Source organism: Stenotrophomonas sp. SMYL86 (genome assembly GCF_036320025.1).
In the GTDB taxonomy this organism is placed as follows: domain Bacteria; phylum Pseudomonadota; class Gammaproteobacteria; order Xanthomonadales; family Xanthomonadaceae; genus Stenotrophomonas; species Stenotrophomonas maltophilia_A.
Genome location: NZ_JAWIRU010000012.1, coordinates 22538 through 45677, shown reverse-complemented (window position 1 = coordinate 45677; position 23140 = coordinate 22538). Strand labels below are relative to the sequence as shown.

Below are 23140 nucleotides of genomic sequence, written 5' to 3'. Positions count from 1 at the left end.
TTCCATGTTTTCCAATTACCGCCAGTACTGGGACCTGACCAAGCCCAAGGTCGTCGCCCTCATTGTTTTCACTGCCCTGGTCGGCATGGTCCTGGCCATCCCCGGCGTGCCCAGCTGGGAGCAGGTGCGCGCGGGCGTGCTCGGCTTCCTCGGCATCTGGCTGGCGGCGTCGGCCGCGGCCGCGATCAACCAGCTGCTGGATGCGCACATCGATGCGCAGATGGCACGTACCTCGTGGCGGCCGCTGGTGGTGGGCAAGGTCAAGCCGTGGCAGGTGCTGGTGTTCGCCAGCGTGCTGATCGTGCTGTCGATGGTCATCCTGGTGCTGTGGGTGAACCTGATCACCGCAGTGCTGACCTTCGCCTCGCTGATCGGTTACGCGGTCATCTACACCGTGTACCTGAAGCGTGCGACCTCGCAGAACATCGTCATCGGTGGCCTGGCCGGCGCGATGCCGCCGATGCTGGGCTGGGCCGCGGTGACCGGCATGCAGGGCTCGTCGGACTGGGCGTATTCGTCGCTGCTGGTGCTGATCATCTTCATCTGGACCCCGCCGCACTTCTGGGCGCTGGCGATCTTCCGCCGCGAGGACTACGCAAAGGCGGAGATTCCCATGCTGCCGGTGACCCACGGCGTGGTGCACACCCGCAAGCAGATCATGGTGTATTCGGTGGTGCTGGCGCTGGTCTGTCTGCTGCCGTACCTGGTGGGCATGAGCGGTGCGTTCTACCTGGGCGGCGCGATCGTGCTCAATGCGGTGTTCCTCTGGTACGCCTGGCGCATGCTCAATCCGCCGGACGAACTGTTCTCGATGAAGATGTTCTATTACTCCATCGTCTACCTGATGGCGCTGTTCGCCTTCCTGCTGGTGGACCATTGGATCCTGCCCTGGTTGTAGAGTCGAGCCATGCTCGACTCGGGGGCGGATCCCCGTCGGGGCTCTGACCCGGTCTGATGGTGGGCGCATCCACGCATGGCGTGGATCTACTGTAGGTTCACGCCATCCGCGGTTTGGAGTAGATCCACGCCATGCCTGGATGGTTTACCCGGAACGACCCGCGCGCCCTGTCAGGGCTTGCGCCGCGCGTAACGCTGCGCGATCACGCCGCAGACGATCAGCTGGATCTGGTGGTAGATCATCACCGGCAGCACGATCGCGCCGAGGCTGCCGCCGGCGAACAGTACCTTGGCGATCGGCACACCGGTGGCCAGGCTCTTCTTCGAGCCACAGAACACGATGGCGATCTCGTCCTCGCGGTTGAAGCGCAGGCGGCGGGCGATGAAGGTGATCAATGGCATGGCGATACCGAGCAGCACGGCGGCGACCACCGCCACGGCCAGCAGCGACAGCAGAGGTGTCTTGCTCCACAGCCCTTCGGTCACCGCTTCGCCGAACGCGGAGTACACCACCAGCAGGATGGTGGCCTGGTCGGTGTAGCGCAGCAGCGCGCGCTGCTTCTCCACCCAGCCGGCAATCCACGGCCGCAGCAGGTGGCCGGCCACGAACGGCACCAGCAGCTGCAGCATGATGCCGCCGATCGCGTGCAGCGGGTCGTGCACGCCGCCGGAGGTACCGGCCAGTGCGGTCAGCAGCAGCGGCGTCAGGAACACACCGAGGATGCTCGACAGCGACGCGCTGCATACCGCGGCAGGCACGTTGCCGCGTGCCATCGAGGTGAACGCGATGGACGACTGCACGGTGGAGGGCAGGGTGCACAGGAACAGCACGCCCAGGTACAGCTCCGGGGTCAGCAGCCAGCCCGACAGTGGCTTGAACATCAGCCCCAGCAGCGGGAACAGGATGAAGGTGCAGGCCAGGATGGTCAGGTGCAGCCGCCAGTGCAGCATGCCGCCGATGATCGACTCGCGCGGCAGGCGCGCGCCATGCAGGAAGAACAGCGCAGCGATGGCGAGGGTGGTGACATCATCGAGGACGATGGCGGCGGCGCCCTTCATCGGCAGCAGCGAGGCCAGGCCGACGGTGCACAGCAGGGCGAGGGTGAAGTTGTCCGGTCGCAGGCGCGACCACCAGCGGGTCATGGTGGGCAGAGTCCTTGGTGCGGAGGGTTCAGGGCGAGGTGACCGGCGTGGCCAGGCGCTGGCGGGTGGCGGCTTCCAGCGACTTCAGGCCGGCACGCTGGCCGAGCTGCAGGGCCTGTTCGGGGCTGGCGTGTTCGTAGCGTGCGTTGACCAGGCCGAGCACGGCGCCGGCGCGGTTGCCGGACGCGCAATGTAGCAGCACCGGCCCCTGGCTCTGCTGCAGTGCCTGGTGCACGGCGCGTACGTTGGCGGCATCGAGCCCCTCGGCGCCGGCCACTGGAATGCGCACGTAGCGCAGGCCCAGCGATTCGGCGAGGCGGGTTTCGTCAAAACCACGGTCCTCGTCGGGCTGGCGCAGGTCAATCACGGTGCGTACGCCCTGTGCGGCCAAGACCTGCAGCTGTGCGGCGCTGGGCTGGCCGCCGGCATACAGGCCGGGGCGGACTTCGTTGAGGGACGCGTCTTCGGCCAGGGCCGTCAGCGGCAGGCAGAGCGACAACAACAGCAGGCAGGTCAGGCGCAGCAGCATGGTCCTCTCCGTGAAAACGTTCTGCCCGCTACAGGCGCAGTCCGGCCCGCGCCTTCAGCAGCTCGCGCAGTTCGTATTTGTCAGTATCGTCCAGACCCTGTTGGCGCTGCTTTGCCAACAACTCCTCCAGACGTTGCACCAGCAGCTGTTTCTCCAGCTGGGCCACGGCATCGTGCAGTTCCTGGGTCCACATCGCGTCGTCGCCGGGCATCGTCTGCGCGGCCAGCGTGTGCAGTGACGCCTGTTCCTCACGCCCGTCGAAGTGCTCCAGCAGTGCGCCGGTGCTGATGTCCGGACGTTGCTCGACCAGGTCCAGCAGCTCCAGCAGCAGCTCCACGCCCGGCAGGCGCAGGCCCTGGAAGTGGTGCTTGCCGCCCAGCGTCAGTGCCAGCGAAGGCTGCTGCAGCAGCACGGCGATCGCGCCGCGCACCAGACTGCGCTTGGCCACCGGCTGGATCGCTCGCGAGGGCTGGCGTTGCGGCATCGGTGCGCGCGCTGCCTGGGCATTGCCGCCAAGGCCGGTCAGCTGCGCCAGCTGCTGCTTCATCAGGTCGCCGAAGGCGCCGTCGGGAATCTGCGCCAGCATCGGCTTTGCGCGCTCGGCCAGGCGCGCCTTGCCATCGAGCGTGCCCAGGTTGATTTCGCGGGTGAGCTCGTCGAAGAAGAACTGCGACAGCGGTGTGGCCTGTTTCAGGCGTTCGTTGAAGGCCTCGGCGCCTTCCTTGCGCACGATGGTGTCCGGGTCTTCGCCATCGGGCAGGAACAGGAAGAAGGCCTGGCGGCCATCCTTCATGCGCGGCAGCACCGACTCCAGCGCCTTCCAGCCGGCGCGGCGGCCGGCGGCGTCGCCATCGAAGCAGAAGAACACGTCCGGTGCGTTGCGGAACAGCAGCTCGGCATGGTCCGGCGTGGTTGCGGTACCCAGCGTTGCCACCGCCTGGGTGACCCCGAACTGGAACAGCGAGACCACGTCCATGTAGCCCTCGACCACGATCAGCCGCTCGATCTTCTGGTTGGCCTGGCGCACCTGCCACAGGCCGTACAGCTCGCGGCCCTTGTGGAACAGCGCGGTTTCCGGCGAGTTGAGGTACTTGGGGCCGTCGTCCTTTTCGAACACGCGGCCACCGAAGGCGATGACCCGGCCGCGGCGGTCGAAGATCGGGAACATCACCCGGTCGCGGAACTTGTCGTAGACGTGACCGCGATCGTTCTTGGAGAACAGGCCGGCGCGGTCGAGCAGCTTCATCCGCCGCTCGTCCTTGCCCAGCGCATCGCGCAGGCCGCTGTAGCCATCCGGCGCGTAGCCGATCTGGAAGCGCGCGCGGTTCTCTTCATCCACGCCGCGGCCATCCAGGTAGCTGCGGGCCTTGTCGCTGCCCTGCAGGTTGCTCTGGAAAAACTTCGTGGCCGCCTCAAGCGCCGAGTACAGCTCGCGGCTGTCGTCCTGCTGCTGGGGGCTGCGCGGGTTCTCGCTGCGCGGCACTTCCATGCCTGCGCGCTTGGCCAGTTCATCCACCGCGTCGAGGAATTCGAGGCGGTCGTAGTTCATCAGGAAGCTGATCGCGGTGCCGTGCGCGCCACAACCGAAGCAGTGATAGAACTGCTTGGTGGGCGAGACCGTGAACGAGGCCGAGCGCTCATCATGGAACGGGCAGCGCGCCGCGTATTCCTTGCCCTGGCGCTTCAGCGGCACGCGGCTGCCCACCACCTCGACGATGTCGGAGCGGGCGAGCAGGTCGTCGATGAAAGCGTCGGGGATACGGGCCATGGGCAACAGAACGGGGCGCGGCCGCCAGGGCGCGCAGCAGGGGCGGCGGATTCCCCTAGTTTACTCGCTGGCGACGTCGGGACTGGCCTGTTCGGCCTCGACCCCGGCCCTGGCCAGCTGCGCCCGTGCATGCTGGCGTTCGTCGATCACCGCGGTCATCAACGCACCGACGAAGAACACGGCGGTGGCGTAGTAGATCCAGACCAGCGAGATCACCAGCGCGCCCATCGAACCGTAGGCACTGCCCGGGGCCACGGTGGCGATGTAGACGCCGATGCCATAGCGGCCGAGGGTGAACAGCACCGAGGTGATGGCACCGCCGATGAAGGCCTGGCGCCAGGCCACGCGGCGGTCCGGCAGGTAGTGGTAGAGGAAGGCGAAGGCCAGCGTGTACAGCAGCAGCGAGGTCAGGTAGCCGATTGCCGGCAGTACCGAGGGCAATTGCGCGAACACCACCTGCAGTGCGGTGGTGGCGGTCATCGACAGGATCAGCAGGAAGCCCAGTGCCAACACCACGCCGAATGAGAACACGCGCTTGCGCAGCCAGGCCTTGATGCCTTCCAGACGCTGGCCGCTGGTGTGGAAGATCCGGTTCAGCGCGTTCTGCAGCTGGGCGAACACGGCGGTGGCGCCGATGAACAGCAGCAGCGTGCTCCACAGCCCGGCCAATGAACCGACGCTGGGCTGGCTGTTGGCGTTGTGCAGCACGGTGTCGGCGACGCTGGCCACGCTGCTGCCGGCCACCGAACCGATCTGGCTGATCAACGTCTGTTGTGCTGGTGGGTACAGCGAGGCGGTCAGCCACAGCAGCAGCACCAGCAGCGGTGCCATCGACAGCAGGGCGTAGAAGGAGACCGAGGCGGCCTGGGTCAGCACGTCGATTTCGACGAAGCGCTTGGCGACGGCCATCGGGAAGCTGTCCTGCAGGCGGTCAGCGTAGTGGCGAAGCCGTGCGGGAATGCCGTGGGGACGCGTGTCGGCGGGGGAGTGCGATTGCTCGACCATGGGGATGTTGTAGCAGCCGGGGGTCGAAGGTGCGGTGAAGCGGGTGCATCAATGGGGTCAGAGCCCTTCCGCGATGCGAAAGGGATCCGACCCCGGCAATGGCTTACGCCAGCTGCTGCTTGACCAGCTTGGAGACCAGACCCATGTCGGCCTGGCCAGCGAGCTTGGGCTTCAATGCGCCCATCAGCTTGCCCATGTCGGCCGGACCGGAAGCGCCGGTCTCGGCGATGGCGGCCTGGATCGCGGCGACGATCTCGGCTTCGCCCATCTTGGCCGGCAGGTAGGCTTCGATGACCACGATCTCGGCGCGCTCGATCTCGGCCAGGTCCTCGCGGTTGGCGGCTTCGAACTGGCTGACCGAGTCCTTGCGCTGCTTGACCATCTTGTCGAGCACGGCGATCACGGCGGTGTCATCCAGCTCGATGCGCTCGTCCACTTCGCGCTGCTTGATGGCGGCGTTGATCAGGCGGATCACGCCCAGCTTGTGCTTCTCGCCCGCCTTCATGGCGGCCTTCATGTCTTCGGTGAGCTGCTGCTTCATGCTCATGAGGAACCTCGTGGTGGTAGGTGGGGCGGGGCGGATGCCCGAACCCGGAAACGCAAAAAGCCGGCGACGCTCGCGCGTGCCGGCTTCGGCTCCATCGCGACAGGCAAGCCCATCGCAATGAAGATGCGTCCGATCAGTACAGGCGCTGACGCTTGGTAACGTCGCGCGACGAGCGGCGCAGCTGACGCTTCACAGCAGCGGCGGCCTTGCGCTTGCGCTCCTGGGTCGGCTTTTCGTAGAACTCGCGCTTGCGGGTTTCGGCCAGCACACCGGCCTTTTCGCAAGTGCGCTTGAAGCGGCGAAGAGCAAACTCGAAGGGCTCGTTCTCGCGGACTTTGACGCTGGGCATGGAATCTCCGGGACACAGTAGAACCGGGTCACGCCCGGCGAGCCGCACATTATAGCGGCGAATAGACAAACTGCAAGCGGCCAACCCTGAATACGGGCCAGAGGTTCGAAAGCAGTGAGACCTGCACGTCCCCCGAGGGGGCGGCAGGGGCGTCATAATAGCAGGCATGCGAGTCCTTGGCATCGAATCTTCCTGTGATGAGACCGGCGTGGCGGTGTATGACACCGACCTGGCCGGCAGCGCGGCCCTGCGCGCCCATGCGGTCTACAGCCAGATCGCCCTGCACGCCGAATACGGTGGTGTGGTGCCCGAACTGGCCAGCCGCGACCACGTCCGCAAGTTGCTGCCACTGGTACGCCAGACCCTGGCCGACGCCGGCCTGGGTGTAGGTGATATCGACGGCGTGGCCTATACGGCCGGTCCCGGCCTGGTCGGCGCACTGCTGGTCGGCGCTGGCGTGGCGCGGTCGCTGGCCTGGGCGCTGGAGGTGCCGGCGGTGGGCGTACACCACATGGAAGGCCATCTGCTGGCCCCGCTGATGGAAGACGACCCGCCGGAAGCGCCGTTCGTGGCACTGCTGGTGTCCGGTGGCCATACCCAGTTGGTGGCGGTGGATGCGATCGGCCAGTACCGCCTGCTGGGCGAGACCCTGGACGATGCGGCCGGCGAGGCCTTCGACAAGACCGCCAAGATGATGGGCCTGCCCTATCCGGGCGGCCCGCAGCTGGCCAGGCTGGCCGAGCAGGGCACGCCGGGTGTCTACCGCTTCGCGCGGCCGATGACCGACCGCCCGGGGTTGGATTTCAGCTTCTCCGGCCTGAAGACCCAGGTCCTGATGGCCTGGCGCGACAGTGACCAGAGCGAACAGACCCGCGCCGACATCGCTCGGGGCTTCGAAGACGCCGTGGTCGAGACTCTGTCGATCAAATGCGAGCGCGCGCTGGAAGCGGCCGGCACCAACGTGATCGTGGTGGCTGGCGGCGTCGGCGCCAACAAGCGCCTGCGCGCACGCCTGCAGCAGATGGCCGAGCGCCTTGGCGGCCGTGCCTGCTTCCCGCGGCCGGCGTTGTGCACCGACAACGGCGCGATGATCGCCTTCGCCGGCGCGCTGCGGCTGCAGGCCGGCCAGCACAGCCCGCCGAAGGTGGACGTCACCCCCCGCTGGGACATGGCGACCCTGCCGGCGGTCTGAGCCCCCGGCCGCGCGAACCGCTCGATCGGCGTTTGTAGAGTCGAGCTTGCTCGACTGGGCGCAATGACGGACACAGAGCAGTCGAGCAAGCTCGACTCTACAGGCAGGCCTCCGTAGCGCCGGGCCACGCCCGGCTACACATTACGGACGCCCTGCCAACGGCGACGCCGCCAACACCGTTGTCGCCCGCTCATGGCGCTGCAGCCAGCCCAGCGTATGCGGGCAGCGGGCGTGGATCAGCCGTCCGATCGCCGCCAGGTCGGCACCGATGTCGCGTTCCAGGATGGGTTCGTGGTGCGCGATGCGGTTGCGCAGGTGGCGAATGCGTCCGATGTCAGCGTGGATGGCTTTTCTGATGACGCTGGGATGAGCTGAGGGTGCATGCCGCAGAACTCCATTGAGTGCGGGTATCCACAGCGTGTCGTCGAAGCGACAGGTGAAAAGCTGCTGCCAGAACACCATCGGCAGCTTGGCGACGATTTCGGGTGTATCGGTCGTGCGGCCAGCAACCTGTTCCAGTGCTGCACGTGCGGAAGTACAGGACGAGGTTGGCAGCCTGCGTCGGAAGGCATCATTCCAGGGCCAACGCGGGCCATGCTGCCGGGCGAGCACGGTAGCAGCGGCGTTACGGGTGACCACTTCGCACAGATGGACCGGCATCATCAGTGCACCGCACATCCGCATGTTCCAGAGGTACAGAGATTCGGCCGTGACGTCGGGGCTGCAGGTCGATGCGATTCTCTCGTAAGTAGACAGACGCTCCGCTGACAACGCGCGCCGCAGTACATCGTATGGAGCCATCGTCATGTGCGGTGGTGAAGGAGGGATCGATGTTCGCGAGAGTGGGCGGCGGCCACCATCAGGGAACGTCGTTGTCTGCGCGGCTGATTCTCTGCGTTTGACCTCGGACGACTACCTGACCTGCCCTGTCGGAATTGGCCTTGACCGGTGATCTCGTCTTTACCTAATCTGCGTGCCTGCGCCACCGGGACCCGCGGCTGTTCAACAGCTCCCCCCGGGGACAAACGGTAGTACCAAAGGGCCCTGCTAGCGGGGCCCTTTGTTTTTTCTGGAACCGCGCCCCTGCCGGCCACCCATCGCCCGTTCCGGGCAGGCTCACCGCCGTGCCGTTACCATGGCCCCCTGTACTCGGGCTGGTAAGCGCAATGGACAAGGTTTTCATCGAGGGGCTGACGATCGACGCCCTGATCGGTATCTACGATTGGGAACGACGGATCCGCCAGGACCTGGTGTTCGACCTGGAGATGGGCTTCGACAACCGTCGTCCCGCGGCCTCCGACGACATCGCCCATACCCTGAACTACAAGGCGGTGAGCAAGCGCCTGGAGCAGTTCGTGCGCGAGTCGGAATTCGGCCTGGTGGAAACCCTGGCCGAGCGCTGCGCACAGATCGTGCTGGACGAATTCGACGTGAAGTGGCTGCGCCTGAAACTGAGCAAGCCGGGCGCGGTGCGTGGCGCGCGCGCGGTGGGCGTGATCATCGAGCGCTCGCGGGACTGATCCGGTAGTGCCGGCCGCTGGCCGGCACCCCCAACAACAACGACAACGCAAGGAGACAACTGATGGTGGACGCGGTGGTGGCGGTACAGTGGCTGGAAAAGCTGCAGAACACACTGGAACCCTATCCCGGCGCCTACCTGGCGTTGATGATCTCAGCCCTGCTGATCGCAGCGGGCCTGGCCAACTGGGTGACCAAGCGCATCCTGGTGCGTGGCCTGCGGCGCCTGCTGCAGCGCCTGCCGGGCGCCGAGTCCGGGCGCGGCAGCCACTTGATGCGGGTCATTTCGCGCCTGTCCAACGTGGTGCCCAGCCAGGTGATCGCCTCGGGCATCACCCTCATCCCGGATCTGCCGGAAGGCCTGGTCAAGGTCATCATCAAGCTGTGCATCGTATGGGCCGTACTGACGGTGTCGATGGCGTTCTCGCATGCGCTGGACGCGGCCAACAGCCTGTACGAGCGCAAGCCCGATGCGCGCAACAAGCCGATCAAGGGCTACCTGCAGGTGGTCAAGATCGTGGTGTTCGTGGCCGCCGGCCTGTCCATCGTCGCCACCCTGCTGGGGGTGAAGCTGGGCCCGCTGGTCACCGGCCTGGGCGCGGCCACGGCGGTGCTGATGCTGATCTTCCAGGACACCATCCTGTCGCTGGTGGCCAGCGTGCAGATCAGTGGCGATGGCCGCGTGCGCATCGGCGACTGGATCGAGATGCCCAGCCAGAACGCCGATGGCGACGTCATCGACATCGCGCTGCACACCGTCACCGTGCAGAACTTCGACAAGACCATCACCACCATCCCGACCAAGAAGCTGGTGACCGAGTCGTTCAAGAACTGGCGCGGCATGCAGGAGGCCGGTGGCCGCCGGATCAAGCGCGCGCTGTACCTGGACCAGCACAGCGTCGGTTTCCTGGACGAGGGCGACCTGGCCTTCCTCGGCGAATTCGCGCTGCTGCGTGACTACCTGCAGGCCAAGGAGCAGGAACTGGGCCAGTGGAACGGGCGCCTGCGCGAGCAGGGCGTGGCCGAGGTCAACAGCCGCCGGGTGACCAACCTGGGCACCTTCCGTGCGTATGTGGAGCGTTACCTGCGCAGCCACCCGGGCATCCATACCGACATGACCCTGCTGGTACGGCAGCTGCAGCCGACCACCGAGGGCCTGCCGCTGGAGCTGTACTGCTTCACCCGCAGCACCGCCTGGGGCGAGTACGAGGCGGTGCAGTCGGATATCTTCGACCACCTGCTGGCGATCCTGCCGGCCTTCGGCCTGCGCGTGTTCCAGGCCTCCAGCGACGCCATGTTGATGGCCGGGCAGCGCCAGTTGGCCGGCTCGGAGTAAGCTGCGGTGCCGCTGGCGGGGCCATACGGACCCCGCTGGTGGCTGAAACTGAATGAAGAAACCTCTCGCCAAATCGCCCGGGATCGCTAGAATGCCGGGCTTGTAAACGTTTTCATCAAGGACTGCCGGTGGCCTCCGATCGCATCGAATCCCTCATTGCCCAGATGACCGTCGAGGAAAAGGTCGGCCAGCTGGGTGTCTTCGCGGACATGGTCCGCCCGTTCGCCCCGGACGTGAACCCGGAAGCCAACGTGCGCAATGCCGACCAGGTGCTGCAGCAGGTGCGCGAGGGCAAGGTCGGCTCGCTGTTCAATGGCGTGGGCGCCGAGCTGGGCCGCCGCATCCAGCAGGTCGCCACCGAAGAGAGCCGTCTGGGCATCCCGGTGATCCTGGCCGCCGACGTCATCCACGGCATGCGCACCGTGTTCCCGATCCCGCTGGGTGAGGCCGCCAGCTTCGAGCCGGAGCTGGCCGAGCGCACCGCACGCGCCACCGCCGTCGAGGCCACCGCTGCCGGCCTGCACTGGACCTATGCGCCGGCGGTGGACATCGCCCGCGACCAGCGCTGGGGCCGTGGTGCCGAAGGTGCCGGTGAGGACGTGGTGCTGGGCTGTGCATTCGCAGCCGCCCGCGTACGCGGCTTCCAGGGCAGCGACCTGCGCGCTGCCGATTCGCTGCTGGCCACGCCGAAGCACTTCGCCGCCTACGGTGCGGTGATGGCCGGCATGGAATACAACATGGTGGACATCTCGCCGCAGACCCTGCGCGACGTGCACCTGCCGCCGTTCAAGGCCGCCTTCGATGCGGGCGCGATCACCGTGATGTCCTCGTTCAACGACATCAACGGCGTGCCGGCCAGCGCCAACGCCGAACTGCTGACCGACATCCTGCGCGGTGAGTGGAAGTTCCCGGGCGTGGTGATCTCCGATTACACCGCCGACATGGAACTGGTCGCGCACGGTTATGCCGCCGACGACCGCGATGCCACCGCCAAGGCGTTCACCGCCGGCCTCGACCTGAGCATGCAGAGCGGCTTCTACGCCGAGCACCTGCCGGGCCTGGTCGAGAGCGGCGAGGTGCCGATGGCGGTGCTGGATGAAGGCGTGCGCCGCATCCTGTGGCTGAAGGAAACCATCGGCCTGTTCGACGACCCGTACCGTTCGCTGGATCCGGCGCGCGAAGCCGATACCTCGCACATTGCCGCACATGACGCGCTGTCGCGCGATGCGGCGCGTCGTTCGATCGTGCTGCTGAACAACCGCGACAACGTGCTGCCGTTGCAGAAGACCGGGCAGAAGATCGCGCTGATCGGCCCGTTCGTGCAGGACCGCGAAAACATTGAAGGCTGCTGGACGCTGTTCGGCGACAAGCAGCGCTACGTGGACCTGGAAACCGGCGTTCGCGCCGCCATCGGCGATGACGCGCTGCTGGAAATCGTGCCGGGCTGCGAACTGGAAGTGGCCATCCCCGGTGGCACCGAAGCGGCCGTGGCCGCCGCGCTGCGCGCCGACGTGGTGGTGCTGGCGCTGGGCGAGCCGCAGCGTTACAGCGGCGAAGCGCAGTCGCGCGTGGAAATCACCCTGCCGCCGGCACAGCAGGCGCTGGCCGAAGCGGTGGCGATGACCGGCAAGCCGCTGGTGGTGTTGCTGCGCAATGGTCGCGCGCTGGCCCTGCAGGGCGCGGTGCGCAATGCACAGGCCGTGGCGGTGACCTGGTACCTGGGCACGCAGACCGGCCACGCGGTGGCTGATGTGCTGTTCGGCGATTACAGCCCGTCCGGCCGCCTGCCGGTCAGCTTCCCGCAGGTATCCGGCCAGCAGCCGTACTTCTACAACCACCCGCGCACCGGCCGCCCGGAACTGCCGACCATGTCGGAGTTCAAGGCCCGCTGGCGCGAGATTCCGAACGAGCCGCTGTATCCGTTCGGGCATGGCATCGGCTACACCACCTTCGCCTATGGCGTGCCGCAGTTGAGTGCGGGCCAGCTCGGCTGGGACGACACCCTGACCATCACCACCACGCTGACCAACAGCGGCGACGTGGCCGGCGAGGAAGTGGTGCAGCTGTACATCCACGACCGCGTGGCCAGCCGCGTGCGTCCGGTGCGCGAACTGAAGGACTTCCGCAAGGTGGCACTGCAGCCGGGCGAGTCGACCGAAGTGGTGTTCACCCTGACCCGCGAGCAGCTGGCGTTCACCGGCCGCGACGGCGTGCTGCGTGCCGAGCCTGGCCAGTTCGACCTGTGGGTCTGCGCCTCGTCGGCAGCAGGCGAAGCCGTGCAGTTCGAGCTGCTGAAGGCCTGATCGAGAAAAAGGGGACGGAGGGGATTAAGTCGTTTGTGCCACTAACGACTTAATCCCCTCCGTCCCCTTTTTTGTTGTCCTCACTGGGGCGGCGCTACCATCGGTGTTCTTGAACCGATGGATGCCCGCGCATGCGCACGATCGCTGTGTTGATTCCCGCCCTGTTGCTGGCGGCCTGTTCGCAGCCGGCACCGCCGGCCGAGCCTGCGGTGGACGCACCGCCGCCGATGGAGGCCAGTGCTGCGGCAACGCCTGCGGCACCTGCCGCTGAATCCGCTGCTTCGGCACCGGCCGCGCCCGCAGCGGAAGCGACTACCGAAGACGCACGTGCGCGCATCGAGACGCTGCTCGGCGACGCCGCGCAGTACGAGAAGGTGTTCAACGCGTTCAAGACCGCCGTGGTCGGCGGCGATCGCGCTGCGGTGGTGGAGGAAGTGCGCTTCCCGCTGAATATCGCTAACGGAAGGAAGATCACCGGCCCCGGTGAGTTCCAGCGCAACTACGAGAAGATCATCACCCCGGCGGTGGTCAAGGCGGTGTCCGAACAGGACTTCGGCAAGGTCTTCGTCAATCAGCAGGGTGTGATGATCGGCGATGGCCAGGTGTGGTTGAACGGGCAGTGCCTGGACCAGGCCTGCACGAAGACCGAGGTGAAGGTCATCACCATTCAATGAACGCAGACGGCCCCGCGTGCGGGGCCGTTGCGGGAAAACGTGCCGGCCAGCGGCCGGCACTACCGTCCTGTCAGGTTTTCGGGGTGAGCTTCAGCAGGCGCGCCTTGTTGCCGTCCTCCAGCAGCCACAGTGCGCCATCCGGGCCCTGTTCCACTTCGCGGATGCGCTCGCCCATGTTGAAGCGTTCGGCTTCGCGCGCGCTGTCACCATCGAAGGCCACGCGCACCAGCGAGGTGGACGACAGGCCGCCGATGAAGCCGCTGCCCTTCCACTGCGGGAACAGGTTGCCGCTGTAGATCACGAAGCCGGCCGGCGAGATCACCGGCGTCCAGGTCACCTTCGGGGCGGCGAATTCCGGGCGGGTGCTGTGGTCGGGAATCGGGCGGCCGTCGTAATGGTCACCATTGGAGACGATCGGGTAGCCGTAGTTGGCGCCGCGCACGATCAGGTTCAGTTCGTCGCCGCCGGCTGGGCCCATCTCGTGCGCCCACAGCTTGCCGTTGGCGTCGAAGGCCATGCCGAGGATGTTGCGGTGGCCCAGCGACCACACCTGCGCAGCAACACCGCCCTGCGAGGCGAACGGGTTGTCGGCGGGCAGGCTGCCGTCGTCGTTGAGGCGGATGATCTTGCCGAGATTGCCGCCCATGTCCTGGGCCGGATCGAACTTCTGCCGCTCGCTGGAGCTGATCCACAGCTTGCCGTCCGGGCCGAAGACGAGGCGGTGGCCGTAGTGGCCCTCACCACTGACCTTGGGGCTCTGCCGCCAGATCACCTTCAGGTCCTTCAGCTCACCGCCACCCTTGGCATCCAGCGCCAGCGTGGCGCGTGCGACGGCAGCGCCACGGGTGTCCAGCGTGCCTTCCTCGGCATAGCTGAGATAGATCACGTGGTTGCTTGCGAACTGCGGGTGCAGGATCACGTCACCGAAACCACCCTGGCCACCGTAGGCGACCTTCGGAACGCCGGTGATCTCGTGTTTCTGGCCGCTGGCCAGGTCCAGATGCTGCAGCTTGCCGCGCTTTTCGGTGACCAGCAGGCTGCCATCGGGCAGGAAGGTCATTGCCCACGGCTGGTCGAAACGAGTGATTTCGGATGCGGTGAATGGTCGCTGGTCGGCAGCGTCTGTGCTGGCAGCGGCAGCTTTCTGCCCACTGGCATCGGGGCCGGCGGCACTGCAGGCCGTGGTGGCGAGGATCGGCAACAGGCCGAGGACGAGCAGCAGGGGCGTGCGGGTCATGGGTATCTCCAGCGGAAGGGGATGCGGATGGCCAGGCTCTCCCTTGTATACCACCGGGGCGGTGACGGTCTTGGCCCGAAGGTCCTGTTTCCCCCTGTGCGGCGGCGGCGGGATCGTCTAGGGTGGGTTCGCCCGGGCAAAGCATGCCCGCCTGACTGCAAGGAACCGCAATGAACGCACCGATCATCCATCGACCCTCGCCGGCCTTCATTGCCGCCTCCTGGGTGGCCCTGCTGCTCGGCGCGGTGGCCTACCTGATAGGCCTGTTCAATGCGGAGATGCCGCTGAACGAGAAGGGCTACTACCTCACCCTGCTCCTGTTTGGCCTGTTCGCAGCGGTGTCGCTGCAGAAGAGCGTGCGCGACCGTGTCGAGGGCATTCCGGTGAGTGGCCTGTACTACGCGCTGTGCTGGTTCGCGCTGCTGTCGGCGCTGATGCTGCTGCTGGTCGGGCTGTGGAATGCCACCCTGGCGTCGAGCGAGAAGGGCTTCTACGGCATGGCGTACGCGCTGTCGCTGTTCGGTGCGGTGGCGGTGCAGAAGAACACCCGCGACCTGATCGCCGCCGGTGGCGGTGAAAGCAAGCGCAGCACGGCCGTGCCGCCGCTGCCGGAACAGGAGTGATGCAGCAACGATAGCGCCGGGCCATGCCCGGCGTTGCCGCATATCGGGTCCGTCAGGGGCCGCGTGCCAGGCGCGGTTCCACCTGCTGCGCTTCCTCCCAGCCACGGCGCACGGCACTGCGTGCCTGCGCCCAGTCCAGGCGGCTGCGGCCGCGTTCGCTGGCCCAGCGTGATTCCAGCTCGCGTTCCACTTCCTCGTAGGCGCGGATCATGTCCTGCGCACGTGCGGCGTGGCCGATGCGGTAGGCCGGCTCATAGTCCTCGAAGAACAGCTGGTCGTCGTAGTACGGCTCGGCCGTGTAGCGCTCGCGCCAGTAGTTGCTGACCGCATCGCGCGGTGTGCTGTCGTCCGGTACGCGGCCGGGAATCTGGTACTCGGTCATGGAAGGGCTCCGTTGTGGACGAAACCTGATCGTGCCTGCGAGGCGGTTAACGGCCCGGTCCGGCAGCGTGATCGCCAGATCAATCCGCCGGGCATGGCCCGGCGCTCCGCTCACCCGGCGTCGGCATCCTTGCGCGGCAGCTTGTAGATCACCGCGCCGATGGCAAACGCGACCAGTGCAGCGGCAATGTTCTGCCAGCTCGCACTGGCGAACAGGGCAACACATAGCAGCAGCGCCAATACCGGAATCAGTGGGCCACCGGGCAGCTTCAATGCACCGGGGCGGTCGGCGTAGCGCTTGGCCAGCACCAGTACTGCAGCGGCAGTACCGATGTAGGCGAACAGGCGCGTGGTCATCGACAGCAGCGCCAGCTGCACGAACGAACCGGACAGGGCCAGGCCGAGTGCGATCAGGCCCTGGCACAGGATCGACGCGGCCGGCGTGTGGAAGCGCGGATGCACCTGCGCCAGGATCTTCGGCCCGTAGCCATCGCGGGCCAGCGCGAACAGGAAGCGCGGGCCCATCATCATCGTGTTGCTGTTGGTGCCGAGGATGGAGATGGTCGCGCCGATGGTCAGGATCAGCGCCAGTGCCTCGCCACCGAAGCCGGCGGCGGCATCGGCCAGCGGCGTGGCCGAGCTGGCCAGGCCGGCCAGCGTGCCCTGCGCCACCACCTGCACCGCACCGTAGATGACGGTGACGGTGATGATCATGGTGATCAGCGCGAATGGAATATCGCGGCGCGGATTACGGTACTCGCCGGCGGCCGCCGGAATGTTCTCGAAGCCGGCGTAGGCGTACAGCAGCAGCAAGGCGGCTTCGCCCATGCGCTGCAGGTCATGCGGGTCCGGCCGCTGGCCGGAGAAGGCCAGCTGCGGATCGATGTAGAACGCACCGATGGCCACGAACAGCAGCAGCGGCAGCATCTTGCCGATCACCAGCACCACGCCGGTGCGCGCGGCCGAGCGCACGCCGATGATGTTGACGCCGGTGAGGAAGCCCAGCGACACCACGATCACCGCGATGCGGCCCATGCCGGCGCCGGCCCACGGCCAGAAGCGCGCGACCGCATCGGCCAGTGCATTGCTCAATGCGGCCGCCGAGCTGATGCGGGTCAACCAGATCATCCAGCCGATCTCGAACCCGGCGAATCGCCCGAACGCCTCACGGGCATACAGGTAGCTGCCACCGGGTTCATCGAAGTAGCTGGCGGCCTGCGCGTAGCACAGCACCAGCAGGGCAACGACGATGCCGGCGGCGACCACGCCCCACAGGCTGAAGGGGCCGAGCAGGGCGACGGTGGCGGCCGGCAGCAGGTAGATGCCGCTGCCGATCACATCGTTGATCGACAGGCCGACGATCTGCCAGCGGCTGACCGCGCGCTGTAGCTGCGGTTCGTCCTGCGCGCTCAACGGGCGTCTCCGCTCAGTGCGGGCAGCTGCCACTGGGCCTGCAGGCGCGTGTACTCGGCGCGCGGCAGCAGCACGAAGCGCGGCCTATCCTGCGGGCGCAACCAGTCCAGCAGGGCCTGCATGCGCGCCTGCGGCATGGCGGTGCAGCCGGCCGTGGCCTCGCCGGGCTGGCGCCACAGGTGGGCGAAGATGCAGCTGCCCTTGCCGGGCTGGTTGTCCGGGTTGTGGGCGATGACGAAGCCTTCCCGGTAGCGCACGTCGCCCTGGTTGTGCAGGTCCAGCCGCATCGGCTCGGTGGAGCCCTTGACCGCTGCACTGCCGACCTTCTTTTCATCCACGATGCGGTTGTAGAACGGAGAGCCGGGCACATCCATGCAGTAGCTGCTGTCCAGCATCGGCTGGTAGGGCATGGCGGTGCCGGGGCGTGTAACGGCATAGCCGAACGCGCTGCCCAGCGCGAACACGCCGGCCGGGCTGAGGCCATCGCCTTCCTGTTTCTGCGGGCCGTCGGCCTGCGCCGGATGCAGGCCCAGCCCCCAGGCGCTGCCGGTACGGCCGAGCGCCACCGGGAACGCCTGCCCATGTGCATGCCAGCCCTTGCCATCGCGCACATAGGCCTGCAGTTGCCCCTCGGTGCTGTCCCAGCTTCCGCTGGTGACCACGATCAGCTGGCGCGCGCCATCCAGCGGCGAGGCGTGGGAGGACATCGCTGCAGCAAGCAGCACGGCAGTGGTGGCAAGGCGGACCAGCGATTTCATCAACGTGCGCTCCGGTCAGGAATCCAGCAGGTGGTCGATCCGCTCCAGGTTCACCGCGAGCTGCTGCTGGCGATCCGGATTGGCGTGGCAGAGCAGCACGAACAGGAAATCGAGCAGGGCGTGCATGGCGCTACGGTACAGCAGCTGCGCGACCTGCGGCGTGCGGTCGTGCGCACACACCACCAGTGTTGCATCAGCATGCGCGCGCAGCGGGTTGGCGGTGTGGCGGGTGATGGAAATCACCTTGCCACCCATGTCCTGGAACTGGCGCGACAACTGCGAAAGCTGGGGCAGGTTGCCGAACTCGGAGAACACCAGCAGTGCATCACCGGGGCGCGCGGCCGACAGGTTGGCCAGCATCAGGATCGGGTCGGTATGCGGCACCACCAGCAGGCCGAGCAGCGACAATCGCATGGCGAACTCACGCGCGTACAGGCCGTCGTCACCCAGGCCGTACACGAACAGCTTCGGCGCGCCGTCGAGCAGCTGCACGATGCGCTCGATTTCCCCGCGCGGGTTGGCCTGGCGGGTTTCCTCTTCGGCTTGTGCCTTGCTGCGGCGCAGGGCCTCGCCCAACCGCAGGTAGTCATCGCCGCTGTCGGGTTCGCTGGGCGCCTGCTGCGGGTCGGCACCGGCGCGAGCCACATCCTGGCCGATCGAGTACTTCAGGTCCGGGTAGCCCTTGAAGCCGAGCTTCTGGCTGAACTTCACCACGCTGGACTGGCTGATGCCCAGCGCGCTGGCCAGCTGTTGGGACGAGTAGTCGCGCAGCAGGTGGGCGTTGTCGAGAATGAAGTCGGCGATGCGACGCTCGATGGCCGACATCTGCCCGCGCTCGGAACGGATCTTCAGCAGGGGCGGCATGCGGGGAGTCCGGGCATGTGTAGGCGCATTGCGGTTGGCAGCGTAGAGCGTGTCATGGAATGGGCCGGGCGGGTGCCAGACGCGAGGGGGGTACGGGGTAGAGCAGAAGCAGGAGCATCCACGCATGGCATGGATTTACTGGGTGCAGCTGTTGCTTTGGACGTTGAGTCCGCCTTGTAGCGAGCCGAGCACCGCAGGTCCGGCGAGGGCGAAGAGGCGCGGGTGTCTGAGCGCAGCGAGTTCCGCGCCGTCCCTCGCCGGACCGAGGAGCACAGGGCACCGACGTGCGCAGCACGTCGGCTCGCGGCCGGCGGAGCGTTTCTTTTGGTTACTTTTCTTTTCGCGAAAAGAAAAGTAACGCCCGACCAGGCATCAGATACGCACGGCCCTTGTAGAGTCGAGCCATGCTCGACTGCGCGGTTCAACCCAGCATCTCCAGCCCACGCACTTCGGTGATGCCCAGCCCCGGTACGTCGCTGATGCTGATCTCCGATTCATTGAAATGCACGCCCCCGCTGACCGGGTCGAACTGGCCCAGCGACGGGCCGTCCAGATCGACCTTGGTGATCACATCGCTCTTGGCCACCGCCAGGTGCACGGCCGCGGCCACGCTGACGCTGGATTCGATCATGCAGCCGATCATGCAGGGCACGCCGTAGATGCCGGCGATGTCGGCAATGCGGATCGCGTTGGACAGGCCGCCGGTCTTCATCAGCTTGATGTTGATGATGTCGGCCGCGCGCTGCTGGATCAGGTCCATCACCTGGCTCGGGCTGAACACGCTTTCGTCGGCCATCACCGGCGTGTTGACGCGGTCGGTCACGTACTTCAGGCCACTGATGTCGGCGGCCTTCACCGGCTGCTCCAGCAGCTCGAGCACCACGCCCGCTTCCTCCAGCGTGCGCATGGCATGCACCGCCTGCTTGGCGGTCCAGCCCTGGTTGGCATCCAGCCGCAGCAGGGCGCGGCCTTCCACAGCAGCGTGGATCGCCTTGACCCGTTCGATGTCCAGACCGATGTCCTTGCCGACCTTGATCTTCAGCGACTCGAAGCCGCGCTCGATCGCCGATAGCGAATCGGCCACCATCTTGTCGATGTAGTCCACGCTGATGGTGATGTCGGTGGTGATCACCGGGTCGCCGCCGCCCAGCATCTGGTACAGCGGCGCGCCATGCAGCTGTGCCCACAAGTCGTACAGCGCGATCTCCACCGCCGCCTTGGCGCTGGTGTTGCGCTCCATCGCGGTCTGCACCAGACCGCACAGGCGATTGAGGTTGGCCACGTCCTGGCCGATCAGGCGCGGCGCGATGAAGTGACGGATCGCTTCGATGATCGAGCCGTGCGTATCGCCGGTGATCACCGCCGTGGCCGGGGCTTCACCGTAGCCGGTGTTGCCCGTGTCGGTGCGGATCAGCACCACCACGTCTTCCACGGTTTCCACCGTGCGCAGGGCAGTCTTGAACGGTGTTTTCAGCGGCACGCGCAGCATGCCCAGTTCGATGGCAGTGATCTTCATTCAGGGGGTCTTGGCACGCAGGCGTTGGATGTTGGTGATGCGGTCGATGTAGCGGACGCTGTCGCTGGCCATCATCGGCTCCAGCGGGGTGACCGAAACACCATTGAGGTGGGCCTGCACGCGCGTGCCGTCAGCACCAAACCAGCTGCCGCCCGCCGTATCGTGGATCACCCAGGTGCGGCCGTCGACGTGGCCGATGGCCATCATCACGTGGCCGGGGATGTAGACCAGGTCGCCCACCTGCAGGTCGGTGACGGCGCGGTCGCGCACGGCCTTGCCGTCCTTGCCGGTGAATGGCACGCGGTCCAGCGCCGGGCTGACCGCCTGCGCGCTGGTATTGCGCGGCAGCAGCACGCCGAAGCTGCGGTAGATCTCGGAAACGAAACCGCTGCAGTCGCGGGTGTCGTAGTCGTGGCCCCAGCCGTAGCGTTCACCGAGGAATTTGAAGGCCTGCTGCAGCAGCAGGCGTGGGGTCAGCGGCAGGTAGTCGGCGGCGGTGTCCTGCGAGCGCGGCAGCAGGGCCGGTATCAGCTTCAATCGACCATCGGCCTCGCGTACCGGCAGCTGCACCACCCACGATGCGTGCGCCTGCTGGCCGTTCACCGGCTCTGACGCCGGCCAGTCGGCCAGCACCGGCAAGCGCACGCCCATGTCCAGCTGCAGGCGCGAGACGCGCGGTTCTTCCGGGGTGTAGGCAGTCTGCGCGGTGGCGCCGGTGATGATCCGGTAAGGTCCCTTCGCGCCGTAGCCGAGCACCGTGGCTTTGTCGCCGCTGGCGATGGCATCGGCCTCGATCCATGCGCTGTAGCGCTCGCTGTGCACGAACAACCAGCGGCCGTCGGCGCTGCGATGGACCACGGCAACCTTGTCGCCGGGGAACAGCGCCGATTCCTGGAAGCGATCGATGTCGGTGTCGCCGATGCTGCTGAACACGCGCTCGCGAGTGGGGAAGGTGCGCAGTGCGGCGCGCTTCACCACCAGCCCGTATTGCGGTGTCGTCTGCGCGGGAATGGACTGCAGGCCCAGATTGGCTTCGGTCGCGCTGCGCAGTGCCGGCGTAATGGCCTTGCCCTTGTCGTTGTACAGAGTGCGGATGGGCCAGCTCGACAGCGAGGTGATGCTGGCGCGCACCGCCGCCGCATCAAGCTGCGCGGGCAGTGCGGCGATGTCCTGGATGTGGCTGTCCTGTGCCTGCATCCGCGCGTTCTGTGCCTCGATCTGGCTGCGGTCCAGGATCGGCACGTCTGCGTTGTCCAGGCGCGCGGTCCAGTACTGCGGGGTGAGGTAGGCCTCGTGCAGGCCGATCACATAGGGCAGCGGCGCGCCCGGGTCGGGCGGCGGGGCCGCCTGTGCAAAGGCCGGTGCGGCCAGCAGGCACAGGGCCAGGGTCAAGCGGCGTGGCCAATGCCGATGCCGTTCGCGGGAAGCCAGGATCATGCGCTGCACACCCTCCTCGAATGCCTGCTGGAATATTTATTCCTTTTGGCATCGAAAGCAAGAATAAATTATTGACCGGCATCCCGGCCCGTGTTACACAGCCGTTACCACCCGCGCTGGGGAAGTGTCGCTGTGGAGTCTGCCGTTCGCAAACTGCGTCTGCCTGCTGCTGCCGGCCTGAGTGCCGCGCTGCTGCTGTGCGCGTGGTCGGCGGGAGCGGAGCCGCCACCCTCGGCCATCCAGTTCGCGCGCGTCGTGCAGATGATCGACGCGGGACGGTTCTTTGAAGCCGGCAGCGAACTGAACACCTGGTCGGCTGCGGACGCGGCGGAGCCTGGCGTCAGTTTCGACGACATCGCGTTCCAGGAAGAGCGCATGCGCCGCATCCGCCTGGATTTTTCCCTCGACGAAGCCGCCGCCAAGTCTGCCGTGCGCCGCTGGATTCCCGACCTGACCGACGAGGAATTCGCACGCTGGGACCAGCTTGGACTGATCGAACACCTCGACATCGATGGCACGCGCTGGTACTTCAAGCGCGCACCGTCGAACCTGTTCCTGCTCAGCGACGAGGCTCGCGCACGCCGGCGCGCGGATGCACCGATGTCACCGCCGGGACCGAACGAGGTGCTCAACGCGCACCACGCACGCGTGCTTGCCGCAGCCGAACAGAGCGGCCGGGCGTCGGTACTGCCGCAGCGCATTGAATTCACCCAGTCGCTCACGGTGAAAGCCGATGCGGTGCCGGCCGGCGAGACCGTACGCGCCTGGATTCCGTACCCGCGCGAGATCCCGGGCCAGCAGGAGCGGGTGCAGTGGCTGGGCAGCACCCCGGGCAAGGCGCGCGTGGCGCCAGCCAGCACCCTGCAGCGCACGGCCTATCTGGAAGCCAAGGCGGTGGCGGGGCAGCCGACGCGCTTCGAGGTCCGCTACGCGGTCACGATCCTGGCCCGGCATACCGCGATCGATCCGGCCAAGGTGCAGCCGACACCGGCCGATCCGGCGCTGAAACCCTACCTGGCCGAGCAGCCGCCGCACGTGCGATTCACGCCGGCACTGAAGCTGTTCTCCGACCAGGTGCTGCAGGGGGAAACCCGCCCGTATGAAGTGGTGCGCAAGCTGTTTGCTGCCGTGGATCGCATTCCATGGGCCGGTGCGCGCGAATACTCCACGATCAGCAACATCAGCGATTACGCGCTGCGTGCCGGACATGCCGACTGCGGCCAGCAGACGCTGTTGCTGATCGCGCTGCTGCGCATGAACGGCATTCCCGCACGCTGGCAGTCGGGCATGGTGTTCTCCGGCGATGGCAGTGGTTACAACAACCTGCATGACTGGGGGCAGGTCTACCTGGCGCCGTATGGATGGCTGCCGATGGACGTGACCACCGGCGCACTGGCCAGCGACGTGCCGGCCCTGCGCGATTTCTACCTGGGTGGCCTCGACGGCTACCGCATCGCCTTCAACGACGATTTCGGCCAGGCCCTGGTGCCGGCCAAGCAGCACTTCCGCTCGGAAACGGTCGACTCGCAGCGCGGCGAGGCCGAGTGGGCTGGCGGCAACCTGTACTTCGACCAATGGAACTACGACTTCCAGTGGCGGGTACTGCCAGCCGGGCAACGCTAGCGCGACACATCGCACTCCACACCATTC

22 protein-coding genes are annotated in these 23140 nt (G+C 66.7%); 8 read left to right on the top strand and 14 right to left on the bottom strand.

Annotated features, from left to right (window positions below; genetic code table 11):
• The first annotated feature begins 4 nt into the window (after nt 1-4).
• Nucleotides 5-898: a heme o synthase gene (cyoE, locus tag V3B64_RS13895; RefSeq protein WP_121504718.1), complete on the top strand. Its 894-nt coding sequence runs from the start codon at nt 5-7 to the stop codon at nt 896-898.
• Between the two features lie 170 nt (nt 899-1068).
• Here the strand turns inward: cyoE and V3B64_RS13890 are convergent, their stop codons facing one another.
• The 6 genes from V3B64_RS13890 to rpsU all read right to left on the bottom strand — a co-directional run bounded on the left by V3B64_RS13890 (nt 1069) and on the right by rpsU (nt 6238).
• A complete protein-coding gene (locus V3B64_RS13890) occupies nt 1069-2040 on the bottom strand; it encodes a bile acid:sodium symporter family protein (RefSeq protein WP_121504719.1) in 972 nt (323 codons plus the stop codon).
• Between the two features lie 28 nt (nt 2041-2068).
• A complete protein-coding gene (locus tag V3B64_RS13885) occupies nt 2069-2569 on the bottom strand; it encodes a protein tyrosine phosphatase family protein (protein WP_121504720.1) in 501 nt (166 codons plus the stop codon).
• Between the two features lie 28 nt (nt 2570-2597).
• A complete protein-coding gene (gene dnaG, locus V3B64_RS13880) occupies nt 2598-4337 on the bottom strand; it encodes a DNA primase (RefSeq protein WP_012509841.1) in 1740 nt (579 codons plus the stop codon).
• Between the two features lie 60 nt (nt 4338-4397).
• The gene (locus tag V3B64_RS13875) at nt 4398-5342 is read right to left on the bottom strand and encodes a YihY/virulence factor BrkB family protein (protein ID WP_107432945.1); all 945 of its coding nucleotides are present in this window, start codon (nt 5340-5342) and stop codon (nt 4398-4400) included.
• Between the two features lie 103 nt (nt 5343-5445).
• Nucleotides 5446-5889 (bottom strand): GatB/YqeY domain-containing protein, encoded by a 444-nt coding sequence (locus V3B64_RS13870; RefSeq protein WP_004153909.1) that lies wholly within the window; start codon nt 5887-5889, stop codon nt 5446-5448.
• A 133-nt stretch (nt 5890-6022) separates the two neighbouring features.
• Entirely contained in the window at nt 6023-6238 is a 216-nt protein-coding gene (rpsU, locus tag V3B64_RS13865; RefSeq protein WP_002808376.1) for a 30S ribosomal protein S21, read from the bottom strand.
• A 166-nt stretch (nt 6239-6404) separates the two neighbouring features.
• Here rpsU and tsaD point away from each other — a divergent pair, with 166 nt between their 5' ends.
• On the top strand, nt 6405-7430 hold the full coding sequence (gene tsaD, locus V3B64_RS13860; RefSeq protein ID WP_032129730.1) for a tRNA (adenosine(37)-N6)-threonylcarbamoyltransferase complex transferase subunit TsaD: 1026 nt from the start codon (nt 6405-6407) through the stop codon (nt 7428-7430).
• A gap of 141 nt (nt 7431-7571) precedes the next feature.
• Here the strand turns inward: tsaD and V3B64_RS13855 are convergent, their stop codons facing one another.
• Nucleotides 7572-8237: a hypothetical protein gene (locus tag V3B64_RS13855; protein WP_121504722.1), complete on the bottom strand. Its 666-nt coding sequence runs from the start codon at nt 8235-8237 to the stop codon at nt 7572-7574.
• 359 nt (nt 8238-8596) lie between these two features.
• On the opposite strand from V3B64_RS13855, the gene folB reads away from it, so the two are divergent.
• The 4 genes from folB to V3B64_RS13835 all read left to right on the top strand — a co-directional run bounded on the left by folB (nt 8597) and on the right by V3B64_RS13835 (nt 13261).
• Nucleotides 8597-8950: a dihydroneopterin aldolase gene (folB, locus tag V3B64_RS13850; protein ID WP_025878255.1), complete on the top strand. Its 354-nt coding sequence runs from the start codon at nt 8597-8599 to the stop codon at nt 8948-8950.
• 62 nt (nt 8951-9012) lie between these two features.
• Nucleotides 9013-10284, top strand: coding sequence for a mechanosensitive ion channel domain-containing protein (locus V3B64_RS13845; protein WP_329914296.1), 1272 nt, complete (start codon nt 9013-9015; stop codon nt 10282-10284).
• Nucleotides 10285-10412: 128 nt separating this feature from the next.
• Entirely contained in the window at nt 10413-12587 is a 2175-nt protein-coding gene (locus V3B64_RS13840) for a glycoside hydrolase family 3 N-terminal domain-containing protein (RefSeq protein ID WP_329914295.1), read from the top strand.
• A gap of 131 nt (nt 12588-12718) precedes the next feature.
• Nucleotides 12719-13261 carry a hypothetical protein gene (locus V3B64_RS13835; RefSeq protein ID WP_329914294.1) on the top strand — a complete coding sequence of 181 codons (543 nt, stop codon included), beginning with the start codon at nt 12719-12721 and terminating at the stop codon, nt 13259-13261.
• 70 nt (nt 13262-13331) lie between these two features.
• Here the strand turns inward: V3B64_RS13835 and V3B64_RS13830 are convergent, their stop codons facing one another.
• On the bottom strand, nt 13332-14498 hold the full coding sequence (locus tag V3B64_RS13830; protein WP_329914293.1) for a PQQ-dependent sugar dehydrogenase: 1167 nt from the start codon (nt 14496-14498) through the stop codon (nt 13332-13334).
• Nucleotides 14499-14668: 170 nt separating this feature from the next.
• Here V3B64_RS13830 and yiaA point away from each other — a divergent pair, with 170 nt between their 5' ends.
• Complete coding sequence (yiaA, locus tag V3B64_RS13825) at nt 14669-15121, top strand: inner membrane protein YiaA (RefSeq protein ID WP_329914292.1); 453 nt, start codon at nt 14669-14671, stop codon at nt 15119-15121.
• Between the two features lie 52 nt (nt 15122-15173).
• Here yiaA and V3B64_RS13820 read toward each other — a convergent pair whose 3' ends face one another.
• The 6 genes from V3B64_RS13820 to V3B64_RS13795 form a co-directional block, all read right to left on the bottom strand.
• Nucleotides 15174-15503, bottom strand: coding sequence for a hypothetical protein (locus V3B64_RS13820; RefSeq protein WP_032130379.1), 330 nt, complete (start codon nt 15501-15503; stop codon nt 15174-15176).
• Nucleotides 15504-15613: 110 nt separating this feature from the next.
• Complete coding sequence (locus V3B64_RS13815; RefSeq protein WP_121504728.1) at nt 15614-16915, bottom strand: amino acid permease; 1302 nt, start codon at nt 16913-16915, stop codon at nt 15614-15616.
• Complete coding sequence (locus tag V3B64_RS13810) at nt 16912-17673, bottom strand: L,D-transpeptidase family protein (RefSeq protein WP_329914291.1); 762 nt, start codon at nt 17671-17673, stop codon at nt 16912-16914. Before V3B64_RS13810 ends, V3B64_RS13815 begins: the two co-directional genes overlap by 4 nt.
• Before the next feature lie 15 nt (nt 17674-17688).
• Entirely contained in the window at nt 17689-18537 is an 849-nt protein-coding gene (locus V3B64_RS13805; RefSeq protein WP_107432958.1) for a MurR/RpiR family transcriptional regulator, read from the bottom strand.
• 421 nt (nt 18538-18958) lie between these two features.
• On the bottom strand, nt 18959-20053 hold the full coding sequence (locus V3B64_RS13800) for a dipeptide epimerase (protein ID WP_329914290.1): 1095 nt from the start codon (nt 20051-20053) through the stop codon (nt 18959-18961).
• Entirely contained in the window at nt 20054-21490 is a 1437-nt protein-coding gene (locus tag V3B64_RS13795; protein WP_329914289.1) for an SH3 domain-containing protein, read from the bottom strand. It abuts the gene before it with no gap.
• A gap of 132 nt (nt 21491-21622) precedes the next feature.
• Here V3B64_RS13795 and V3B64_RS13790 point away from each other — a divergent pair, with 132 nt between their 5' ends.
• Nucleotides 21623-23113, top strand: a complete 1491-nt coding sequence (locus V3B64_RS13790) for a transglutaminase domain-containing protein (RefSeq protein ID WP_329914288.1) — start codon at nt 21623-21625, stop codon at nt 23111-23113.
• The last annotated feature ends 27 nt before the right edge of the window (nt 23114-23140 follow it).

Coding starts and splice junctions, on each gene's coding strand:
- cyoE (WP_121504718.1), top strand. CDS start 5: ATGTTTTCCAATTACCGCCAGTACTGGGACCTGACCAAGCCCAAGGTC.
- V3B64_RS13890 (WP_121504719.1), bottom strand. CDS start 2,040: ATGACCCGCTGGTGGTCGCGCCTGCGACCGGACAACTTCACCCTCGCC.
- V3B64_RS13885 (WP_121504720.1), bottom strand. CDS start 2,569: ATGCTGCTGCGCCTGACCTGCCTGCTGTTGTTGTCGCTCTGCCTGCCG.
- dnaG (WP_012509841.1), bottom strand. CDS start 4,337: ATGGCCCGTATCCCCGACGCTTTCATCGACGACCTGCTCGCCCGCTCC.
- V3B64_RS13875 (WP_107432945.1), bottom strand. CDS start 5,342: ATGGTCGAGCAATCGCACTCCCCCGCCGACACGCGTCCCCACGGCATT.
- V3B64_RS13870 (WP_004153909.1), bottom strand. CDS start 5,889: ATGAGCATGAAGCAGCAGCTCACCGAAGACATGAAGGCCGCCATGAAG.
- rpsU (WP_002808376.1), bottom strand. CDS start 6,238: ATGCCCAGCGTCAAAGTCCGCGAGAACGAGCCCTTCGAGTTTGCTCTT.
- tsaD (WP_032129730.1), top strand. CDS start 6,405: ATGCGAGTCCTTGGCATCGAATCTTCCTGTGATGAGACCGGCGTGGCG.
- V3B64_RS13855 (WP_121504722.1), bottom strand. CDS start 8,237: ATGACGATGGCTCCATACGATGTACTGCGGCGCGCGTTGTCAGCGGAG.
- folB (WP_025878255.1), top strand. CDS start 8,597: ATGGACAAGGTTTTCATCGAGGGGCTGACGATCGACGCCCTGATCGGT.
- V3B64_RS13845 (WP_329914296.1), top strand. CDS start 9,013: ATGGTGGACGCGGTGGTGGCGGTACAGTGGCTGGAAAAGCTGCAGAAC.
- V3B64_RS13835 (WP_329914294.1), top strand. CDS start 12,719: ATGCGCACGATCGCTGTGTTGATTCCCGCCCTGTTGCTGGCGGCCTGT.
- V3B64_RS13830 (WP_329914293.1), bottom strand. CDS start 14,498: ATGACCCGCACGCCCCTGCTGCTCGTCCTCGGCCTGTTGCCGATCCTC.
- yiaA (WP_329914292.1), top strand. CDS start 14,669: ATGAACGCACCGATCATCCATCGACCCTCGCCGGCCTTCATTGCCGCC.
- V3B64_RS13820 (WP_032130379.1), bottom strand. CDS start 15,503: ATGACCGAGTACCAGATTCCCGGCCGCGTACCGGACGACAGCACACCG.
- V3B64_RS13810 (WP_329914291.1), bottom strand. CDS start 17,673: ATGAAATCGCTGGTCCGCCTTGCCACCACTGCCGTGCTGCTTGCTGCA.
- V3B64_RS13805 (WP_107432958.1), bottom strand. CDS start 18,537: ATGCCGCCCCTGCTGAAGATCCGTTCCGAGCGCGGGCAGATGTCGGCC.
- V3B64_RS13800 (WP_329914290.1), bottom strand. CDS start 20,053: ATGAAGATCACTGCCATCGAACTGGGCATGCTGCGCGTGCCGCTGAAA.
- V3B64_RS13795 (WP_329914289.1), bottom strand. CDS start 21,490: ATGATCCTGGCTTCCCGCGAACGGCATCGGCATTGGCCACGCCGCTTG.